The organism is Rossellomorea sp. DUT-2 (assembly GCF_052665285.1).
The window spans coordinates 966801-986009 of the sequence record NZ_JBQPEO010000001.1 but is presented as its reverse complement, the minus strand read 5'-3'; the positions used below and the strand labels follow the sequence as shown (position 1 = coordinate 986009).

Below are 19209 nucleotides of genomic sequence, written 5' to 3'. Positions count from 1 at the left end.
CTCCATATGTATTATTTATTCTTGATTTCCTCGAGAAGCTTGATAATTCTCTCATTTTGCTCAATCATGGTTTGATTTTGCTTTCTGAATTTGGTGAAATCAAATGAAAAGATTAATAGAAAAATGGCTAAAATGATAACCACACCATGACCTCCCTTTCTTATCTTCTTTGTTTATAGTAAACAATCTCCGGGTCCCCTGGGTCCAGGTTTTCGATCTTTCCACTTTGAGAATAGCCGTTTACTTGAAAGGTTTTTTGCATATGCCGATTTGATTGATTAGTGGACGAGAAAATTTTATTTGACGGAGAAATTTCTTCAACATGTTTCAATAGTAAAGAGGCATTGCCCTTCCTTCTTTCCTCTGGTGAAACAATGATGAGAGAAACGAAAGTGTTTCCGAAAAAGTGGTTGTTGAATATAAGAAACCCGGCAGTAGTCTCTCCTTCTCTAACGACTAAACATCTTTTTTCTACTATTGCCTCCTGGATTTGTTCATACCTGCTTTCGTTTCCCATCACTTGACAATCTATTTGTATAAGTGATTCCAAATCGTCTATTTGTGCATATCCTACGATTCTCATAGGGCTCCTACTTTCTTTTCTTTAAAAATATGGAATGGAATACGATGATCAGGATTAGTACAACCATTCCAATGATTAGTATTCCTGTATTTCCTATTGAAAAATAACTGTCATAATAACTGTATTTTTCACTTGATGCAGTCAAATTGCATGTCCTCCTTTTCATAGAAAAAGGCACCGGATTGGAGTGGTGCCCTTTGTTTGAACTTAAAGAGTCTTAGACATTAAGACATTAGTCACTTCGAACCCTGTATTCTGGTATAAGGAAAGAGCGACTTTGTTATGACCAAAAACATGCAGGGATATTTTTGATATATCTTTTTCCCTCGCATAAGAGTCCAGGGACTTTAAGGCTTCTTTTCCATACCCCCTCCCTCTTTTGCTTTCATGAATCTTAATATCATAAATGAATGCTTCTTTACCATCCTCCTGTACATTAATCCATAATGTCCCTACGTCTTCCTGGTTTTCACCATCAATTAAAGTAAATAAATAATGATCCTTTGACTTCAGTCCATCCGGCAGTAATTGATTAAATTCTTTTTCGGCTTGCTCTAATGAAGTTTCTTTTTGGAAGTTACCGGCTTTCGTCTTTTCCTCTGCGTACTCTTTAATGGATTCTTGGATCCAAAGAGTATATTCGTAGTCTTGCATTGGTTGTAATCGAATCATTGATTGAGTGCCTCCTCTTTTTTTCTATTTCCAGCGGTTCCTGATTTCCCTCACTACAGTCTCAGGACGGTCCCAATGCAGTAGATGAGTGGTTTCGGGAATCGACTTTACCTCACCCCTGGTTTTTTCCTTGAAAATGGCCGCGGTCTTATTTCGGCTTTCCTCCATGCTTTGAGGAAGAGTAGCTTTTAATAATAAAATGGAACTGTCTAGCATATGATAGATGTCCTCTGTTTCATCCTTGTGCATGGCCCTTATGATGTGACCGGAAGTACTACCACGTGCATGCCAATAATATCGGTTATCTTTATAAAGACATAGATCTTTCGCAGCCTCCATCTTAATGGGGTTCCAGTTTAATGTTTCACTTTTGACGAGGGCCAGGAAGTCTTCCCATGATTCCCAAACCTGTTCAAAGTCTTTGTTATAAAAATCGACTTCCTCTTCTACGGTTTGGTTCGAATGACGTTTCCCCTGGTAGCCTCCATCAATTAATATGATATCGCGTACCCTTTTGGGGTATTTTGCAGCGTAGTAAAGAGCGACAAAGCTCCCCCATGAATGAGATAAGAAGTAAAAAGAATCTATTTCAAGAAGTTCAATTACTTCATTTATCCAATCTGCCATTTTAGCCATTTCATAGTCTTCACCTTTATCAAAAGGAGGGGTTTTACCATGGCCAGGTGCATCAATTGAAATGATCCTGTAATCCTCTTTTAATTCCTCTGCCGCTTCCATAAAACTGAGACTGGTACTTCCAAGTCCATGCAGGCAAAAGATTACGGGATCAGTAGTGGCTCCCCATTCTGTAATATGAATGTCCAGGTTCCGGTGCTGAATAAAATAACGCTTCAAAGGTGTTCATCTCCTATGTGTTGCGAATGTCGTCACGAGCAAAAAAACAGAAGGAAGCGAGTTATTCGCCTCCTCCTCCACCTCCACAATCCCCACCGCCAAACCCGGTGTCGCAGCTGCCTGCTGAATCATGCCCTCCGTCATAAGGACCATAATAGCCCCCATCCCCACTTCTGTAGCCTCTTTTTGACGAATCGGAAAGATTTAAAGCAATGATTGTAAAGACAATTGGGATTAGTATAATGAATAATATTCCTGTCAAGTTCATCACCTCTTGCTATTGTATACGGTTTTGATTTACAGAAGGTTTCAGATTATTTAGAATTGATTTGGGGTGGACTTTGAATGAACAAATGGGAACAGCGTTTATCCAGCTCAGATAAAAAAAGCTCCTTTTCCCGAGGTGATATCTTAACACTCCCCCATAACCCGGTTCGGTAATAGATCTCAAGGGCATCCCTGGAAGACAAGACTCTGTATCCAGTGGAAATATCCCGGGTAGCTCTCACTCTGGTAAGATCACCATAGAAAATTCGGCTCCTGAACGGACCTCCTTTAATATATAGGAAGTCTTCGCACATCTCATAATGCTGAAAGAATCCTGTCCATATTATGATGCCTGCTGAAATAGCAAATAAGCTTACAACGACTATGATGTTTAATATGGTGGGACGACCTAATAAAATAAGTGGAATCAAATACACAATAGAGATAAGAAGCAATGATATGAAAATCACAGAAATAAAAAATCGATCAATCTTAGAACGAAATTTCATTATATGTTCATCTCCTTATTTACTGTTTTTTGACTTTCAGCATAATGACCTGCATGATTGGAAAATCCAAATTGGTTCACCCTGGGAATCCAAAGAGAATACGAATATGCCAGAATTTAATCTGATTGCCGGCATAGAATGTACTACTCTTCTAGTTTACCATTATCATCCAATACTTTCATGTAATACTAAAGTATTTTATCAGAAAGCAAGAACCCTCCTCATAGAAATTCTTTGTGAAGGGATCTTGCTTTTATTAAGAGGAAGCCGTTACATTCTCATCTGCCAAGCCTACTTCCTCTGGATTAAGCATTGAGGTGTGTGGAAGGGAACGTAATGTTTTGTTTAAGATCCATACGAGCGAAATAAATAAAATCCCCCCAGCACTCCCGATGTATACAGACGTGCTACTGAATATTTCAGCAAGATAGCCGCCAATAAGGGATCCGAACGGCATGGCCATTGCCCCTAAAGATGATGTGACAGAGAAAATTCTTCCGAGCAGATGCTGTGGAACGATTGATTGAAGAGCGGCCCCTATGATGACATTGGTGGCACCAATGGGAATCCATGACAAGCCGAATAATATAATACTTAAGCTATTCATAGGAATTAAACCTGAAATCATCCAAGTAGTGCCACCCAAGAAGAATAATACAATCGTAAGCTTTCCTAATGGATAGCGCTCAAACCAGGTTGCTCCAATGGCTCCGATCAACGCACCTCCTGATATGGCTGCTAAATAAAGACCATATAATTCTGAGCCACCTCTGTCATCAGCAAATGCCGGCAAAATGGCATAGATGGACCCGATGGCAAAATTTGCTACGATTGACCCCAATAAAAATTTTGCGAGATGGGATTTGAATACGATTGAAAAACCTTCTATTAGATCTTTCTTGTATTCTGCATAGGCTACGCCTACAGTTTGTTTTTCTTTTGATTTCGTTTCGGATTTCATTTGGAGAAGACTGAACAATATGGCTGCTGCAATAAACGTGACAACGTCGATCATATAGAGTGTAATGGCGCCAAATATGGTGATGAGGATTCCGGCAAGGGCATTGAAGGCAAGATCCACCCCCTGAAAAGCAAAGGAAAACAGGGAATTACTTTTGACAAGTTGATCTTTTCTGACGATTCTTGGAAGGATGGCTGCCTGCCCAGGGTAGGTGAATTGGTTAAGAGCAGAAATGATCGGCATGATGATGAGTATGAACGAAACAGTTAAAAGCCCCATAAAATGTGTCAATGGAATTAACATAACCAGGAATGCTTGAATGATTTGGGTTCTGACCAGCATTTTCTGAATCGGCCATTTATCAACCAGAGGACCTACAAGAAACTGTAATGTTCCGGGCAATAAGGTAAGGAATCCGGCTAACCCTGTGTAAAAGACACTTCCTCCCAGCTCATAAACAAGCCACATGGCAGCCACATAATAGATACTATCCCCCATATTCGTCACCAATCTCCCAAAAAACAATGAGGCAAAATTACGGTTTTTCATTAATAATTCTTTCATACTAATTCTCTCCTTCAGACTGTAAATTTTTTTTAACCGCCTAAGCAAAAAATATTCCTAATCAGTAAAATTAATTTTACCGTTAGTCTAAAAAAAAACCATTAACGGTCTTTTTCTTCTTTCATTACTCTCTTTTCAAACTCAGATTCATCAACTTGGAATCCAAAAGCTGTGAGATAATAATAGTTGGCATCAGGATTCGATTTATTATCTTTTGCGATGATTTGATAATCTTTTATTAGTTTCAAATATCCATGAATAAAAGACTTAAATTGTTCTTCTGTCACTTTTAGTTCTAAGGAAGTAGCAAGAATATTCCATTCAGACGGATCTTCGGGACCTGCTTGCTCAAAGGCTTCTGGTGGTGCTGATAATACCCTTGCCATTGTTCTGTCAAGCATTCCATACATTAAATGCCTCTTCGTTTCGGTAATTTCTTCTTTATGCGGAAGCATGCTTGAATCCGGATAAAAACCACTGGCAACGGACTGATAAAATTTTTGGACGATACCGTTCTTTTCTTCCGTTTTAACAATTTCAATCAAACCGAGCTTCTCTAATTCTTTTAGATGATAATGAATGCGAGCTCTGGAGAGATCGAGAATTTCTGATAATTGTTGACCGGTATAGGGCTTTTCAACTAATCGAATCATAAGTTTGACTCGAAACGGATCGCTGAGTGCTTTGAGTTGATCATATTCTTTAATGATGAACATTGGTTTCATTTTGTATCACCTGTTATGTGGATTCACACGGTAAAATTATTTTTACCGTGTGAATGAATTTTAACATCAATTGGTTATTTTATGCAATAGGTGTTTTACCTAATTTTCAAATTAATTGGATTTTTTCTGTTTGGGAAATGTATTTTTAGCCGGACAGACTCAACTGGATTTTAGATTCTCAATTGGTGATTACTAATTCATCCAGGAGTTTTTAATTGCAACTTATAAATAACATAAGTAAATCCTTCTACCTTTTAATTCGGCTCCACATGTACATGCACATCGTACACTTCATGCTTCTTCATCAATTCTTCCTCTACAACGCTTGAAATGTCATGTGCCTGTTTAATATCAAGTGTTGACCTTACTAAAATAACCACATCCACGACAGTGTTGTTACCGTAGTTTCTCGCGCGAATATCCTTAACCCCTTTTACACCCTGTATGGTTTGAATGGTCTCTTCGTAGGCTTGAATCAATTGTTCATCAAATCCGTCTGTTAAATAGTGTGAAGCTTCCCGGAAAATATTCCATGCGGTTTTACAAATTAAGAGACCTACAAAAACGGCCGTCAGAGGGTCTAACCAGGGAAGGTAGAATTGAGCCCCAAGAATTCCGACTACTGTTCCGATACTCACCCATGCATCTGAAAGGTTATCCTTTGCAGCAGCCATAAGGGATTGGCTGTTTATTTTTTCAGCCAATCTTTTGTTATAGCGATAAACCAGGTACATGACGATAGCTGCACCTACCCCAGTCCATGCTGAAAGAAGGTCAGGTGATTGAGTTTTTCCATCAAATACAGACTGTATAGCATTATATAGTACTTGAAGCCCTACAATCATCATGATGAGTGAGGCAATTAGAGACGCTACGCTTTCTGCTTTCCAGTGACCATAAGGATGATCCTGATCTGCAGGCTTTCTGGAATATTTCAGTCCAATAAGTACAGCGACAGAAGCCACAATGTCTGTTGCGTTGTTCAAGCCGTCTGCCTGCAATGCTTCTGAATGGGCCGTGGTGCCAATGATAAACTTTATTATGGATAATACGATGTATGCAAGGATACTGATGATAGCTCCGCGTTCACCTAATTTTAACTGTTCATATTTTTCTTGATCCACTGGTTAAATCCTCCACACTTTAATTGTGTTTATCATATCAATCCACATTCATGTGGGTCTATAGCAACCTTCTTTAGTTCAGCTATCTTATTGTGAACAGGTTAAAAATGTTTTGTTGAGCAAACTTTTATGAACCCATAAAAAATAGGACAGCGAGTGCTGTCCTTTTTGGTCTTGAAATTGTTTTGCCTATGAATCTTTCGTTATTAATCTACAATATCCGCTGAAAAACTAGGCTTCGTTAAGCCTGCTTCTTCATAAACTGCGGCCATTTTTTCTTCAAACGCAGCGAATTGTTCATCTGATTCTGTATATTCCGCGTTTGCTTCATCTGAAAGGTTAGCAGCTCTAGTTTCATAAGATTTTGCAAGATCATCCAAAGCCCCTTGGATTTCTTCATTTTTAGCATCAAGTGCAGCAGGAACTTCAAGAGCATGAACGTCTTCTGCTACGGTTTTAGCTGCAGCTTCTGCATCAGTTTTAAGTTTTGCAATTTCTTCATCAGAAGGTTTATCTTCTTCCTTTGCTTTAGCAGCTTCAAAGGCATAAATAGCCGAATCATTCGCATTTACTGTGTTGATGATCTCCATTTGATAATCTAATAGAGCGCTTTTCATTTCCATCTCATCTGATTTAGTTGTTTCTTCTGTTGCTTCAGTGTTCGTTTCATTGTCTGTTTCCTCTGTACTACCTTCATCACTGTTGCAGGCAGCAATAAATAAACTCATAGATAACAAGATAAATGGTAACAATAATTTTTTCATCGACATTTCCTCCCCTTTTTTTATGAGTCACTCCAATTACATATATTACCTTAATTAATTTAATATGTAAACATATGGATATTAAATTGTATTATTTGTAAATAACTCAATTATTGTCAGAATGATTAGTTACCATAACAATAGTATAGTGAGTTATTTCAATCTATGATCTAATTTATAGTAAGAGATAAAGAGATAACCTGATTTACATAAAATATCTAAAACTCATTCTAAATTCACCCTATTCCCAACCTGAATGTATTAATATTAAATTTTTGGTTACGATGATTATTAACAAAAGTCATATCGGGGGTGCTTTTCTTGGTTAAAAAAGAGTGTTCATGTGAACGCTGCACATGCAAGACGAAAAAAGAATGTGATTGTCCCTGCTGTTGCGAAAAATAATATAAGCCCCTAAACTCCAACCGAGCTTAGGGGCCAATTATTTGTTACACTCTTACACTTACACCAACAATTTCATCGAAATATTGTACTGATTTCATTTCCTCATCAATCCATTCGGTTTGTTTCCATGTATGCTCGATAAACACTTCAGCGATCATTCGCTTCCTACCTCCACCCATTGTATGGGCATCCTTAAGTGCGATGACACTTTCGAATATATTGGCCATTAACACAGCGATTCGTTTTGAATGATACGTTTGCGTGTCGATATCTCCCACTGCTACTTTTTCCAACAATTGTTCTAGTTTTTCGATACCTTCTGTAACTGGGGTGCTAAACAACAGGAGCTCATCTGGCAAATTGGATAACTCTTCTTTCATTTTGACCAAAAAGTACTCATGAGCCCGGTGCTTATTCATTAATCTTAGTACTTCGAGTCCTAGAATATTTGCTGTTCCTTCCCACACCGTCAATACCTGGGCATCCCTAAGTAAGCGAGGCAAAACAAAATCCTCGATATAACCATTTCCTCCGTGCATTTCAATGGCTTCGTGTGAGAAATGAATCGCTTGTTCTGCTGATTCCTTTTTCAAAATTGCAATAAGTAATCTGTTTAGGATCATTTCTTCTTCTGACGTCGGGGTATCGTCTGAAACGACACGATCGAACAGGTGGACGAGATGAAATACTGCACTTGTTTCTACCTCTTGCTTGGCTGCAAGACGAGACAGTGTCTCTTTGATCATCGGATATTGAGTCAATGGCTGCCCAAATGCTTCCCGATAGAAAGCATAATTCCGAGCTTCCATGTAGGCTCTCCTCATAATGCCAATCGATGCAATCGCATTACAGACACGGGATAAATTGAGGGCTTCCATCATATAGTAGATGCCCCGGTTCGGTTCTCCTACAAGATAAGCCTCTGCTCCTTCAAATTCTACTTCAGCTGACGGCACCGCACGGACACCTAATTTATCTTTCAATCTTCGAATACGAATTCCGTTCAGTGAGCCATTATTTTTTCTCCATGGAACCGCAAATAAGCTGAGTCCTTTTGTTCCGTTGCCAGCCCCTTCTATTCGGGCAAGCACCATGGTCACTCCGCACATTCCTGAGTTAGAGGCAAAGTACTTTTCACCCCAGAGCTGATAGGAATCACCATTTTTAATCGCTTTTGTATCATTTGCGCCAACATCTGACCCTCCTTGCCGTTCCGTTAAGAATGTAGCTCCCTCATATAATTCCACTTCTCCTGTTGAGAGCACATGGGGCAGAAATCTTTTTTTTACCTGATCCGAACCATACTTTTCAAGAAGCAAAGCAGTAGCCATGGATAAAGTGACCGGACAATAAAATCCAGGCTCTGTTTGAGATAAGAGATAGCCTTGTGCATAGGAATACACATAGTTCCCTTTGTGACCGAGTGCCGGAATGTCTTTATGGATATATCCGACAATCCCCCTGTTATATGTTTGTTCAACCGTTTTCTTATAGCCTTCATTCACCCAGATTTCAGAGATTTCTTCTCCTAATCGGTTGTATTTGATGAGCCTTGGCTGTCCTTCACGATCAGTGTGTACGGCTCGATCATCAATTTCCCCTGCACACAATTCACCGAAAGCGTCCAGCTCTTGGTCAGCCCAGCCGAAAAAATCTTTGTCCAGATAATGCTTCATGAGTTCGTTGAAATGAGGGTCTTCACGATAGAAGTTTTCAATTTTTTTCATGATTTCACCTCCTGTATTTCATCGCGCAATACTTGTTTCAAAATCTTACCTGTTGCATTACGCGGTAGTGTTGTAATTCCTTCATACAGTTTAGGAATTTTGTAGCTTGCCAGTTTTCCAGCTAGATAAGCTTTACATTCCTGGGCAAGTTTGTCTCCATCCAGGGAACTTACAACATATGCTTTTACGGTCTCCCCCCACTCTGGATGAGGGACACCGACTACTGCCACCTCTGAAATAGCTGGATGCTGGACCAATTGCTCTTCAATCTCTTTAGGATAGACATTAACGCCACCTGAAATAATCATGTCCTTCTTCCGGTCGACCACCCAGATGTATCCGTCTTCATCCATCTTTGCGAGATCACCCGTTTTCAGCCAGCCGTTCATGTAAGTCTCTTTTGTCTTTTCCGGGTCTTTGTAATATTCTTTCATATTTCCTTCCCCGTAAAGGAGTATTTCACCTACCTCATTGACCCCGGCCGGTTCTCCATTTTCATTGGCGATGATGATGTCGGTCCCCAGGGCTCCTCTCTTGCCGATGCTTCCCCCTTTTTCAAGGTGTTCATCCGCGGTTAATAAAGTCCCGCTGGGGCCAGCTTCAGTTAGTCCGTATACACAATTGAGGAAGTCCGTCCCTAATTTTTCTTTAATAATATTTATCTCTTCGGATGATACGGGGGCTCCTCCGTAGACCCAGTATTTCATTGAGGTGAGGTTATGGGTGTTGATGTTTGGTATTTTGGCAGTGAATAGGTAGGCAACCGGTGCTCCGAAGAAGTGGGTAATCCGCTCTTGATCGACAAGCTTGAGCAAGCTCTCTGGTGTGAAGGTTGGTGATAGGATATGGGTACTTCCCACATATGTGCCTGCAACTAGGAAAAGGTGAAGTGGTGCAGAGTGACTGAGAGGCATCATATGAAGTATTCTACTCTCTGGCTTCATTTCAAATTCAACACACATCATCGTGGATACAGTAAGTATGTTTCGATACGTGAACAGGACGCCTTTGGGCTGACCCGTAGTGCCTGATGTATAAAGGATTGTCGCTTCATCATCTTCAGTTAATCGACAATCGATTTCATCTGTTCTTCCTTCTTTTAATAAGGTTTCAAAGGATTTCCAAGAGTCTTGGGCATTTCCTGTTTTCACGCACAATAGCTCATCGGTTTTTAGATCCCTACAGGTCTCCCACAACCATTCATGAACGAGAATGGCTTTCGCATCGCTGTGATCCACTATATACCCCAGTTCTTCCAGTGTCAGCTTCGCGTTGACAGGGACAATGATCGCGCCTAGACGGAGAACGGCAAAATAACTGATTACAAATTCCTTCGTGTTTGGCATAAATAACACCACTTTATCTCCAAGGCCGATGCCGCGATGATGTAAACTAGAAGCAAATTGATTAACTGCTTCATTGAGTTCTTGGTACGTCATCACTTCTCCCTCTGTTACTATGGCTTGATGTGTTGGATATTTACGGGCATTTCGTGACAATAAACGTGAAATATTCAATCTTAAGTCTCCCCTGTCTCATTTAATTTTTTGATAAACTCATTCCTTAGTTCTTCCATTTCCGTTCTCATGGCTTCAAGCTCTTCAATAAAGGTTGTCACCTCCTCGATTCGTTTGGTTCCATATTCAATCGTGCGTTCTAACTGCTTCCTTCCGGTTCTGTCCTGATCAAATAATAGGACCATTTCTTTGATTTCATCCAAAGAGAAGCCGAAGCGTTTTCCCCTGAAAATCAATTTCAGTTTCGTGATATCACTCTTGAAATAGATTCTCCTCCCTGACTCGCTCCTTGCCGGTTGCAATAGATTGAGTTCCTCATAGTACCTTATCGTGCGGGTCGTTACGTTAAATTCCTTAGCCAGCTGAGTTATCGTGTATGTCATAGTGATCATCTCTTTATTAGAAAATTTTGATACTTCAAGTTTACCATTGACGTTAACGTAAAGTTCAACCTATTTTATAAATGTTTTTGGTTCTTTTGTAGGGGTCCCTTTACACATAACTTGAATACTTTTTTCCATATACTAGTAATACATATTGAAAAGGTGGTGAGTGAATCCTGCAGAAGGTATTGTTATTTGCGGATATAGGAATCGATGATACCATTGCCTTGATCTATTCTTATCTGAGTGAAGAGATTGAACTGGTCGGGGTAGTAGCTGATTATGGAAATGTCCCAAGATCCCGTGCTGTGGCAAGTGTTCACTACCTTATGAAATTGTTGAACCTTAAAGATCAGATACCCATTATTGGTGGGGCAGAGGTTCCGATGACAGCAGAGCAGCCTAAATTCTATCCTGAAATACACGGAGAATATGGACTAGGGCCAATTAAGCCTGGTCTGTATGAAGGAATTATTGAAAATTTCTTTGAGATTATTAGATTGATTGAGATATATGGGGATGAACTGATCATTGTAAATGTTGGAAGGCTGACGTCCCTTGCGAATATGTTTATCTTATACCAGACTCTTATGAACAAAGTTAAAAAGATTTATATTATGGGCGGAGCGTTCTGGGTGCCGGGAAATGTAACGGCGGTATCTGAAGCAAACTTTCACTCTGATCCGATTGCCGTTAAGATTGTTCTGACATATGCGAGTAACCTTACCATCATCCCTCTAAATGTCACTGACCATGCCATAGTAACACCTGAAATGGTTGATTACATCGAGTATAAAGGCCGGTCGAAGCTTGTTAAGCCCCTTTTGGACTATTACTATGATTTTTATAAGAAGCGAAATCCACTGATTAAAGGAAGCCCAGTACATGATGCGATCACCCTCATGTCAGCAGTCCATGAAGACATGTTTACGTTTCGAAATCTACCCGTTCACGTAGTGACTTCGAGCACTGGAATCCACCGCGGACAAAGCATTGCTGATATCAGACCGTATATTCAGTTTGAAGAAACAGCCAAAAAGCATCGGATTGCCTTTTCGTTCGAGTATGGGATGTTTTTCGAACGATTTATGACTGTGATGACCGGGGAATCATTTGAAAGAGAAAAGGAATGATCTCTGCAATGAGGATTGCCTCCACTTTGTTGGGTTGGTTAGAATAGAATAGTCCGTCCCGGAAGAAAGCAAACTTTTATACCAGGGACCAGTTTGAATAACCCCATAATAAAGCGCAATGGAGAAATTTCTCCATTGCGCTTTATTGGTGTATCCCTTCAGAAAGTCTTTCTTTCCTAGTAATTAACCAGAAATCAACCCTGCAGATGGTGCAGTTTAATCCATTAATGATTTTGAATAAACGATCGGAGCGTCTATGCAATCCTTTGAATCATCAACTAATTCAATTAAAGCAATACCAGTTATCTTCGCTTTAATGGTGTCTCCTCTTTCTAAACAATGCTTAAAGCCCTGAGATAATTTTTCCGGCGAAAGCTTATTGGCTAAAGTGCAGTGTGGAATCCATTTGTCAGGAAGATAGAGTGGATTAGCTGATTCATTGAAATCGTGAAAGAAATCATGATGATCCGAATGAAAGTTTAGTAATTCTCTTGTGATGGTCGGGGAGAAAAATAGAGTTCCGAAGTTTAGAAATGAACCTACAGTGTTAAAGGTGATATCGATAGGTTTTTTATGTTCATAATACTCCTCTAATGCTTTTATGTATTTTTGCTTATCTAATTCGTTATAACTTCCTATTGTGATATGGGGACGTGCATCGTTGATTTCTTCCTCATAGTAAGAAATATCTTTAACGGTTAGTTCCTTCCATATTTCTTGTATCAGCTCTTCAGTCTTTTCATCGAACAGAGCGATTACCCAGTACATGGCTTAACCACCTCTCCTAATATACGGATTAATTCAAAAGCCCTTCTTCCTTATACTGTAACATAGTCTCTCTTTCAGTGGGTTCATAAACTCTTAATTGCAAACGCTTAAATACTTGTTAGATCAAGTCTTTGTGCTAAGATCTAAAGCCTTTCTTCATAAAATGATAAAAATCTTTGACATTGATAAGAAAATGATGTAAATTACCTTATGGACGAACAATTATAAAACAACCAAACTTTAATATTCGTGTTTAGGGGTGTAATAATGGAAAATGTATTTGATTACGAAGATATTCAATTAATTCCTGCAAAATGTGTGGTTAATAGTCGTTCTGAATGTGATACGAGTGTTACCCTGGGTGGACATACATTTAAGTTGCCTGTCGTACCTGCCAATATGCAAACCATTATTGATGAAAAAATCGCTGTATATTTAGCTGAAAATAATTATTTCTATATCATGCATCGCTTCGAGCCTGAAAAAAGAATTTCTTTTATTAAAGATATGAAGTCCCGCGGCCTGATTTCTTCTATTTCTGTAGGTGTCAAGGATGAAGAGTATGCATTTGTAGAGCAATTAGCTGAAGAAAAGCTGATACCTGAATTTATAACAATCGATATTGCCCATGGTCATTCAAATGCGGTAATCAGCATGATCCAACATATTAAAAAACACGTACCTGAGAGCTTTGTGATTGCCGGAAACGTCGGTACTCCAGAAGCTGTAAGAGAATTGGAACATGCGGGTGCTGATGCTACAAAGGTGGGAATCGGACCAGGAAAAGTATGTATTACGAAAATCAAAACCGGTTTTGGCACAGGTGGATGGCAGCTGGCTGCACTACGCTGGTGTGCAAAAGCCGCTACAAAACCAATCATCGCTGATGGTGGTATCCGTACACACGGAGATATTGCAAAATCCATTCGTTTCGGTGCGTCCATGGTGATGATCGGGTCCCTATTTGCTGGCCATGAAGAGTCTCCAGGAGATACAATTGAAAAAGACGGCAAACTCTTCAAAGAATACTTTGGTTCAGCTTCAGAGTTCCAAAAAGGCGAAAAGAAAAATGTAGAAGGTAAAAAAATGTTTGTTGAACATAAAGGATCACTGGAACATACACTGACCGAAATGGAACAAGACCTTCAATCCTCTATCTCCTATGCTGGTGGTACGAAGCTTGAAGCGATCCGAACAGTGGATTATGTAGTAGTAAAGAATTCAATCTTTAATGGTGATAAAGTATATTAATAGTGAAATGTTGAAAAGGTGGGCAATTGATGCTCACCTTTTTTTGTGTGGAAATATTCATTTCATAATGGAGTAGTATGAGAAATACCTTTGCCTTCAGAAACCATTTTTGTGTGAGGGATACGAAGGCTTAATTCATCAAGCAATTGTTGGGGCTCTTTAAGATTGCTTTTTACAATATTGTATTGTGGATACCCCATTTTCACATTGACCTTAGACATGTGTTTTAACTTATCCGGCATTTTCTCGCGGTAGTTCTCTTCATTGGAAAGAATCAGCCCAATAAAAGCATTCCGGTAAATCTCATAAGGAATATAGCTTTCAATATCTTCCCAGCTGATGTGAACGGGATGTTCCGGTAGCACATATAAAATAAGATATTCCTCTGTCAGGCTTACATGGGGCACATTATAGGTGAGCTTTTTAAAGATCTGAATCAAGCAAAAGAGAAAAAACAACCCTCCTAACGCACCAACGGTCCCCATAAAGTAGTTAACATCAACAAAGAAGAATTCAAACGATAAATACAAACACACAAGGACAAATAATATACAACCAATCGCTAACAAACTTAACCTTTTCTTAGATTCATAAAAATGAACAGCCTTCTCTTCCATCTCCAACCCCCTTCCATAAATATACATATTCAATCTCCTATACCCGCTAAAACAAAAGCTAAACTCTCTTGAGGGACGGACCTCAAAAAGGTGAAAATCACGCTCCGTGTCCATTCCTTTATAGGTATAGGTCCGTCCCTCTTAATTTGTTATAGACACCGGGGGAAATTAAGCTATAATTAGTTTTAATATTGTCTTGGGAGGTGAAGTGACTGTGATGAGATTGTTGTTATTGATGGTATTGAGCATGGTGTTAGGGACAGTTCCTGTTCAACAACAGAATCAAAGCCCGGTATTCTTAAGTTTTGATGATGTAGCTACTATTTCTGACCATGTGTTTTTAACCGATGCAGACATGATTCTCGACGTGGTCCCTTCACTGGTTCAGAAACAAGATGGTATGCCTTCTAATAAAACTTCCATTCTTCCAACATTACACTTCAAATTAATCCCTTTGTCTGGATGTCTATTTAGCACTGAGATTTTTCCAGATTCACTGGGCTTTCTTGAAGTAGTCATGTCCTATTCAAATTACCTCTGATTCCTTATACTCATAAACAACATGTGACGTAAACCCTTTTTTCTCTTGCAGTTAAGAGTTTTTTTGCAGTGCCTATTTAAAATAAACATTGGTCATTGAAAATTCTATTAAACTGAGGTGCATTCATATGAAAAATTATGAATATCGTAAGGAATCTTTTGCTTGTTATGTCTTCTGTTCTCATTCCTTCTTAGCTTTGTTGGAACGATACTTGTATCTGGAGAAATGAGCGGAAATAGCATCATCTCATCCGTCCCTCGATTCTCTTGGGATATGATGATTAAGTGGAAAGATATAGTTGAAATATTCGACTTAAAAGCAAGTTAAAGCAAAGTTACGTACTGAAACTACTTCTATAATAAAGCGAGGAAATAAAAATGAATCTGGGTTTCGGTGAAATAGCGATTATCTTGTTCGTAGCACTCCTATTCTTTGGACCAAGCAAACTTCCAGAGCTCGGAAAAGCTGCCGGTGTTTCTTTGAGAGAATTTAAACAGGCGGTCAGTGGATTGATGGAGGATGAGGATACCAAACATAAGGGTGAAAAGAATATCAAGCAAGATCAATAGTATGGCTTAACAGTTGGGGACGGACCTCCAACAGACCGAATCTCTCAATTTGGCGCAATTGGAGGTCCGTCCCTCCCAATTAAAAACACGAACCTACGACAGAGGCAGGTTCGCGGAGTTTTTAGGTGAATCGAATGTTTTGTAGTGGCTTGATTGCTTGTGCTGATCGAGTTTCACCATGGAATAGAATGGTTGGTTCAATTACGATGGTTTCTCCCGTTGCTGCAGACCACTCGTTTGTTGATGCTACTAGAAGAACATCTTGATTTAAGTATGCTTCTGACCGTTTTTTGGTACTTGGGTGAACAAATGTCACAGATTCTGGGTGATCATCCGATCCAACCGTAATAAATGGTGTATCTCTCAATACAAATTCTTCAACACCTGCATAGTATTTATGGACCATCCCTTGTGTTGGAAGTTTAACGAAACTGGATGTTAACGTTTCACCAGTCTTGAAGAAAGCCTCCACATCCACTAATTCGTTCGTATACGTTCTTCCTGAATCCTGCTGAATCTCTGCGAATAAAGCCAGGACCGGCACTTCTGGAAGTGTTAACGCATATTGACGAAGAACAACCCCCTTCATCTTTTCATGCTCCTTAAATTCTGTTGTCAAACAAATCCCTGCCCACTGATGACCGTGTTGATCCAACTTTGTTACAGATCCGATGGCCGTTTTCTCTTTCAACATTGAATAGGAACTAACGGATTGGAAAGAGTATCTGATACCTCCACCCCACGGATTCCACCATGCCCGTGGACCCGGGTTTGGATATTGATGATCCAACGTTTCCTTCCCGTCAATCGATAAGGAATAGATACCAGGATAATAAACAGATGACGCTTTAAACGAAATGAAGCCATTATCTACAGACCAGACATCTTCGTTCCTCTCAACCTTTACTTCTCTCTTAGACTTTACAAGTTGCATAACTTCTACTTTTCCGAAGTGACTTTTGGACTCGAATTCCCCTTCTATCCATTTGACACCTGGTGAAGAATGCTCTAATCCAAGATTCAAACGGGTTACTGACTCAGCTTTATCCACTTCTTTAACCAACTTTTCATTTTCTGAATGAACGGTTAATTTACCATGAATATAAGGAGTAAGCATGGATTGGAATGAATAGTCTTCCCTTTCACCAACAGAAGAAATAATATCTCCTCCTGTTTTATCCAAAGTATAGAGGGGCAGCTCTTTCATGTTCCCTTCTTCACCTAACACCAACTCCCGCCACTTAGACCAGTGGTTGGAAGTATTGATCCCGACCTGGATGGGACCTAAACATATTTCTTCCTGGGACTGTACCAGGTCGATCTCATATTCAAGAGCCATTCGCCAATCATCTTTTCTTCCAAGAGCTTCCTCCGGCCAAGCGAGACCGAGAGTATCTCCAATTGAAGACCTTGTGAATATCCAACGTTCAGCCATATCTTTATCATTAATATACTCCATGAAAGGAACCAGTGACTCATTCCCGATTAAGACCCCATTCCTTTGTGGGATAGCCATTCCTTCAAAGTTAATGAAAACAGGCTGAATTAGGGAAAGATGCTTCCTGTCATCTTCTCCGGGGTTCACGACTTCATGTTTGATTTCCACTAAGCCATCACCGTAAATCTTAAAATAGGTGTTCAGAAGCATGGAGGAAAATGCATCCGACTTTAGTGTTGTTTTCATCACAAAAGCTTCAGGAAGCTCAATATATTCTACAGAAGATGCTTCTTTCTTAGAAAATTCCTCACTATAGGGTTTTCCGAATTTAGGAGTGAAGAAAGTTATCGGATCTTGGATTGAATGGATAGAGCCTACTTTAACGATATGGTTTCGTTTTTCAATTTCTACGTAGTGGGGACCGTTAAACCCGATCCAATGCTCTTCTGTCTCGCCACCAAATTTCGCCCCAAATCCCGGTAGAGCCAATGACAGCCTAGTGGAAAAAGTAGTCACGTCCCCATTTTTCCGTTGAACCTCTACATTCACCTCTTCTGACAAAAAGCCATTTTTCAATAGCTGGATCGGAAGTGGAATCGAAATTCTCTTTTTACCTTCGATTTTTGCCATCATTTCTGAAGTTTCCCACTTTACTACCTTATTTACAGGCAGTTTGATCGTCCAGGTAGTTTCTTCTTCTAATTGGCTTTCCAAATCAAGATAGAGCATTCCTTTACCATGGGATCTCCAATTCTTTATTACCGATCTTAAATGAAGCTTCCCCGCTTGTTTAGGAAACACCCCTAGTGCAAATGGGATTGAATGACCGTCCACCTCAACTGTCACCCCGACAGTCGGGTGAGTCTTCCAGGGACTTGGTTGACTAGTTGGCATGTCGACACTGACAGGGAATTCTCCAATCCAGTTCTTCCCCACTAAAACAGTCTCATGGAATTCATGCTTTACTTGAGAAGATGATATTCCTCTTAGGGCGATTTCAACCGGATTCTCTTTGCGATTCTCTACATGATAAGTCACGTCGTGTTCTTTTTTCTCGAGCAACTTAAAGTCAGGCAGCCTCATTTCCGCTAAAAAATCCTGCGTTTCAATTAAGCGAATGCCTCTCCCCGTTCGTTCGAATTGAATACGGACGAACTCATTTCCTGCTTCCCATTTGTATTCATAATAAGTATGATCTCGTTCTTTCAGGCCATCTGGTTTGATTTCAATTGAACGCTGACTCGTTGTATACCAATCATGCTTCTCAAAAAACGGCTTCAGCCAGTCAATTTGGAGCACCATCGGAATGAAATTCATCAGATGAACCGTGTCATCGCGCTCTTCCCAGAAGAATCCGCATTTTTTGTATAGAGGTACGGCTTTTGTATTACCTGCCCACGTAAATAAATCCAGTCTTGGCCATTTTAATTCCACAGTCTTCTCTACCGCTTTCAGTACGAGTTGTTTGCCGATCTTTAAGCCCTGATACTTGGGGTGCACATTCAGAAGAGGAATATAGAGGGCACCTTCGTCCTCACGGTATTCAGACAATCCGCAGTAGCCTGCCACTTCATCTCCCACCATTGCCAAAAAAAGATGGAGATTTGTGGAGTTAGCTTCCTTATCTTTTACATCTTGTTCAGTGGTGACAACGGAATCTCCACCCCAGTTTTCACGGCTTTCATTCCACATTTTCGCGATTCCTTTTGCTAGACTTTCATGATATTCTACGATTTTCACTTGCTCTACAGTAGTCTTCATAATGTCCTCCTACGCTAGGTTTTAATATATATAACCTCATACTTATTGATTTTTTGCTTTGCATCGACGATTTTA

21 protein-coding genes are annotated in these 19209 nt (G+C 39.8%); 4 read left to right on the top strand and 17 right to left on the bottom strand.

Annotated features, from left to right (window positions below; translation table 11 throughout):
- Positions 1-11: 11 nt before the first annotated feature.
- From ACOSV2_RS04910 to ACOSV2_RS04845, 14 genes are all read right to left on the bottom strand, one after another.
- On the bottom strand, positions 12-143 hold the full coding sequence (locus ACOSV2_RS04910; RefSeq protein ID WP_262371695.1) for a hypothetical protein: 132 nt from the start codon (positions 141-143) through the stop codon (positions 12-14).
- 17 nt (positions 144-160) lie between these two features.
- Positions 161-583: a GNAT family N-acetyltransferase gene (locus tag ACOSV2_RS04905; RefSeq protein WP_428974156.1), complete on the bottom strand. Its 423-nt coding sequence runs from the start codon at positions 581-583 to the stop codon at positions 161-163.
- A gap of 7 nt (positions 584-590) precedes the next feature.
- Positions 591-728: a hypothetical protein gene (locus ACOSV2_RS04900; protein WP_428974155.1), complete on the bottom strand. Its 138-nt coding sequence runs from the start codon at positions 726-728 to the stop codon at positions 591-593.
- A 62-nt stretch (positions 729-790) separates the two neighbouring features.
- Positions 791-1255, bottom strand: a complete 465-nt coding sequence (locus ACOSV2_RS04895; protein WP_428974154.1) for a GNAT family N-acetyltransferase — start codon at positions 1253-1255, stop codon at positions 791-793.
- 24 nt (positions 1256-1279) lie between these two features.
- A complete protein-coding gene (locus ACOSV2_RS04890) occupies positions 1280-2110 on the bottom strand; it encodes an alpha/beta fold hydrolase (protein ID WP_428974153.1) in 831 nt (276 codons plus the stop codon).
- Positions 2111-2171: 61 nt separating this feature from the next.
- Positions 2172-2372: a hypothetical protein gene (locus ACOSV2_RS04885; protein ID WP_428974152.1), complete on the bottom strand. Its 201-nt coding sequence runs from the start codon at positions 2370-2372 to the stop codon at positions 2172-2174.
- A 52-nt stretch (positions 2373-2424) separates the two neighbouring features.
- A complete protein-coding gene (locus tag ACOSV2_RS04880; protein WP_428974151.1) occupies positions 2425-2886 on the bottom strand; it encodes a PH domain-containing protein in 462 nt (153 codons plus the stop codon).
- 256 nt (positions 2887-3142) lie between these two features.
- The gene (locus ACOSV2_RS04875; RefSeq protein WP_428974150.1) at positions 3143-4411 is read right to left on the bottom strand and encodes an MFS transporter; all 1269 of its coding nucleotides are present in this window, start codon (positions 4409-4411) and stop codon (positions 3143-3145) included.
- A gap of 101 nt (positions 4412-4512) precedes the next feature.
- Positions 4513-5136 carry an ArsR/SmtB family transcription factor gene (locus tag ACOSV2_RS04870; RefSeq protein ID WP_428974149.1) on the bottom strand — a complete coding sequence of 208 codons (624 nt, stop codon included), beginning with the start codon at positions 5134-5136 and terminating at the stop codon, positions 4513-4515.
- 254 nt (positions 5137-5390) lie between these two features.
- Entirely contained in the window at positions 5391-6260 is an 870-nt protein-coding gene (locus ACOSV2_RS04865) for a cation diffusion facilitator family transporter (RefSeq protein ID WP_428974148.1), read from the bottom strand.
- Positions 6261-6466: 206 nt separating this feature from the next.
- Positions 6467-7024 carry a hypothetical protein gene (locus ACOSV2_RS04860; protein ID WP_428974147.1) on the bottom strand — a complete coding sequence of 186 codons (558 nt, stop codon included), beginning with the start codon at positions 7022-7024 and terminating at the stop codon, positions 6467-6469.
- A gap of 449 nt (positions 7025-7473) precedes the next feature.
- Entirely contained in the window at positions 7474-9156 is a 1683-nt protein-coding gene (locus tag ACOSV2_RS04855; protein ID WP_428974146.1) for an acyl-CoA dehydrogenase family protein, read from the bottom strand.
- The gene (locus ACOSV2_RS04850; RefSeq protein ID WP_428974145.1) at positions 9153-10673 is read right to left on the bottom strand and encodes a class I adenylate-forming enzyme family protein; all 1521 of its coding nucleotides are present in this window, start codon (positions 10671-10673) and stop codon (positions 9153-9155) included. The genes ACOSV2_RS04855 and ACOSV2_RS04850 overlap by 4 nt, the downstream gene beginning before the upstream one ends.
- A gap of 2 nt (positions 10674-10675) precedes the next feature.
- The gene (locus ACOSV2_RS04845; RefSeq protein WP_428974144.1) at positions 10676-11056 is read right to left on the bottom strand and encodes a MerR family transcriptional regulator; all 381 of its coding nucleotides are present in this window, start codon (positions 11054-11056) and stop codon (positions 10676-10678) included.
- 173 nt (positions 11057-11229) lie between these two features.
- On the opposite strand from ACOSV2_RS04845, the gene ACOSV2_RS04840 reads away from it, so the two are divergent.
- Positions 11230-12189, top strand: coding sequence for a nucleoside hydrolase (locus ACOSV2_RS04840; protein WP_428974285.1), 960 nt, complete (start codon positions 11230-11232; stop codon positions 12187-12189).
- Between the two features lie 216 nt (positions 12190-12405).
- On the opposite strand, the gene ACOSV2_RS04835 is transcribed toward ACOSV2_RS04840, so the two are convergent.
- Complete coding sequence (locus ACOSV2_RS04835) at positions 12406-12957, bottom strand: 2'-5' RNA ligase family protein (protein WP_428974143.1); 552 nt, start codon at positions 12955-12957, stop codon at positions 12406-12408.
- A gap of 267 nt (positions 12958-13224) precedes the next feature.
- Between ACOSV2_RS04835 and guaC the strand changes: the two genes are divergently transcribed.
- Positions 13225-14208 carry a GMP reductase gene (gene guaC, locus ACOSV2_RS04830; protein WP_428974142.1) on the top strand — a complete coding sequence of 328 codons (984 nt, stop codon included), beginning with the start codon at positions 13225-13227 and terminating at the stop codon, positions 14206-14208.
- Positions 14209-14270: 62 nt separating this feature from the next.
- On the opposite strand, the gene ACOSV2_RS04825 is transcribed toward guaC, so the two are convergent.
- Positions 14271-14852 (bottom strand): STM3941 family protein, encoded by a 582-nt coding sequence (locus ACOSV2_RS04825; RefSeq protein WP_428974141.1) that lies wholly within the window; start codon positions 14850-14852, stop codon positions 14271-14273.
- A gap of 187 nt (positions 14853-15039) precedes the next feature.
- Between ACOSV2_RS04825 and ACOSV2_RS04820 the strand changes: the two genes are divergently transcribed.
- Positions 15040-15366, top strand: a complete 327-nt coding sequence (locus ACOSV2_RS04820; protein WP_428974140.1) for a hypothetical protein — start codon at positions 15040-15042, stop codon at positions 15364-15366.
- A 377-nt stretch (positions 15367-15743) separates the two neighbouring features.
- Positions 15744-15935, top strand: coding sequence for a twin-arginine translocase TatA/TatE family subunit (locus tag ACOSV2_RS04815; RefSeq protein WP_428974139.1), 192 nt, complete (start codon positions 15744-15746; stop codon positions 15933-15935).
- 121 nt (positions 15936-16056) lie between these two features.
- Here ACOSV2_RS04815 and ACOSV2_RS04810 read toward each other — a convergent pair whose 3' ends face one another.
- Complete coding sequence (locus ACOSV2_RS04810; RefSeq protein ID WP_428974138.1) at positions 16057-19134, bottom strand: GNAT family N-acetyltransferase; 3078 nt, start codon at positions 19132-19134, stop codon at positions 16057-16059.
- Between the last annotated feature and the right edge of the window lie 75 nt (positions 19135-19209).

Bases quoted from the DNA above. Each gene is read 5' to 3' on its own strand.
- ACOSV2_RS04860 (WP_428974147.1), bottom strand. From the start codon at position 7,024: ATGAAAAAATTATTGTTACCATTTATCTTGTTATCTATGAGTTTATTT.
- ACOSV2_RS04810 (WP_428974138.1), bottom strand. From the start codon at position 19,134: ATGAAGACTACTGTAGAGCAAGTGAAAATCGTAGAATATCATGAAAGT.
- ACOSV2_RS04815 (WP_428974139.1), top strand. From the start codon at position 15,744: ATGAATCTGGGTTTCGGTGAAATAGCGATTATCTTGTTCGTAGCACTC.
- ACOSV2_RS04875 (WP_428974150.1), bottom strand. From the start codon at position 4,411: ATGAAAGAATTATTAATGAAAAACCGTAATTTTGCCTCATTGTTTTTT.
- ACOSV2_RS04870 (WP_428974149.1), bottom strand. From the start codon at position 5,136: ATGAAACCAATGTTCATCATTAAAGAATATGATCAACTCAAAGCACTC.
- ACOSV2_RS04895 (WP_428974154.1), bottom strand. From the start codon at position 1,255: ATGATTCGATTACAACCAATGCAAGACTACGAATATACTCTTTGGATC.
- ACOSV2_RS04845 (WP_428974144.1), bottom strand. From the start codon at position 11,056: ATGACATACACGATAACTCAGCTGGCTAAGGAATTTAACGTAACGACC.
- ACOSV2_RS04855 (WP_428974146.1), bottom strand. From the start codon at position 9,156: ATGAAAAAAATTGAAAACTTCTATCGTGAAGACCCTCATTTCAACGAA.
- ACOSV2_RS04835 (WP_428974143.1), bottom strand. From the start codon at position 12,957: ATGTACTGGGTAATCGCTCTGTTCGATGAAAAGACTGAAGAGCTGATA.
- guaC (WP_428974142.1), top strand. From the start codon at position 13,225: ATGGAAAATGTATTTGATTACGAAGATATTCAATTAATTCCTGCAAAA.
- ACOSV2_RS04825 (WP_428974141.1), bottom strand. From the start codon at position 14,852: ATGTATATTTATGGAAGGGGGTTGGAGATGGAAGAGAAGGCTGTTCAT.
- ACOSV2_RS04905 (WP_428974156.1), bottom strand. From the start codon at position 583: ATGAGAATCGTAGGATATGCACAAATAGACGATTTGGAATCACTTATA.
- ACOSV2_RS04880 (WP_428974151.1), bottom strand. From the start codon at position 2,886: ATGAAATTTCGTTCTAAGATTGATCGATTTTTTATTTCTGTGATTTTC.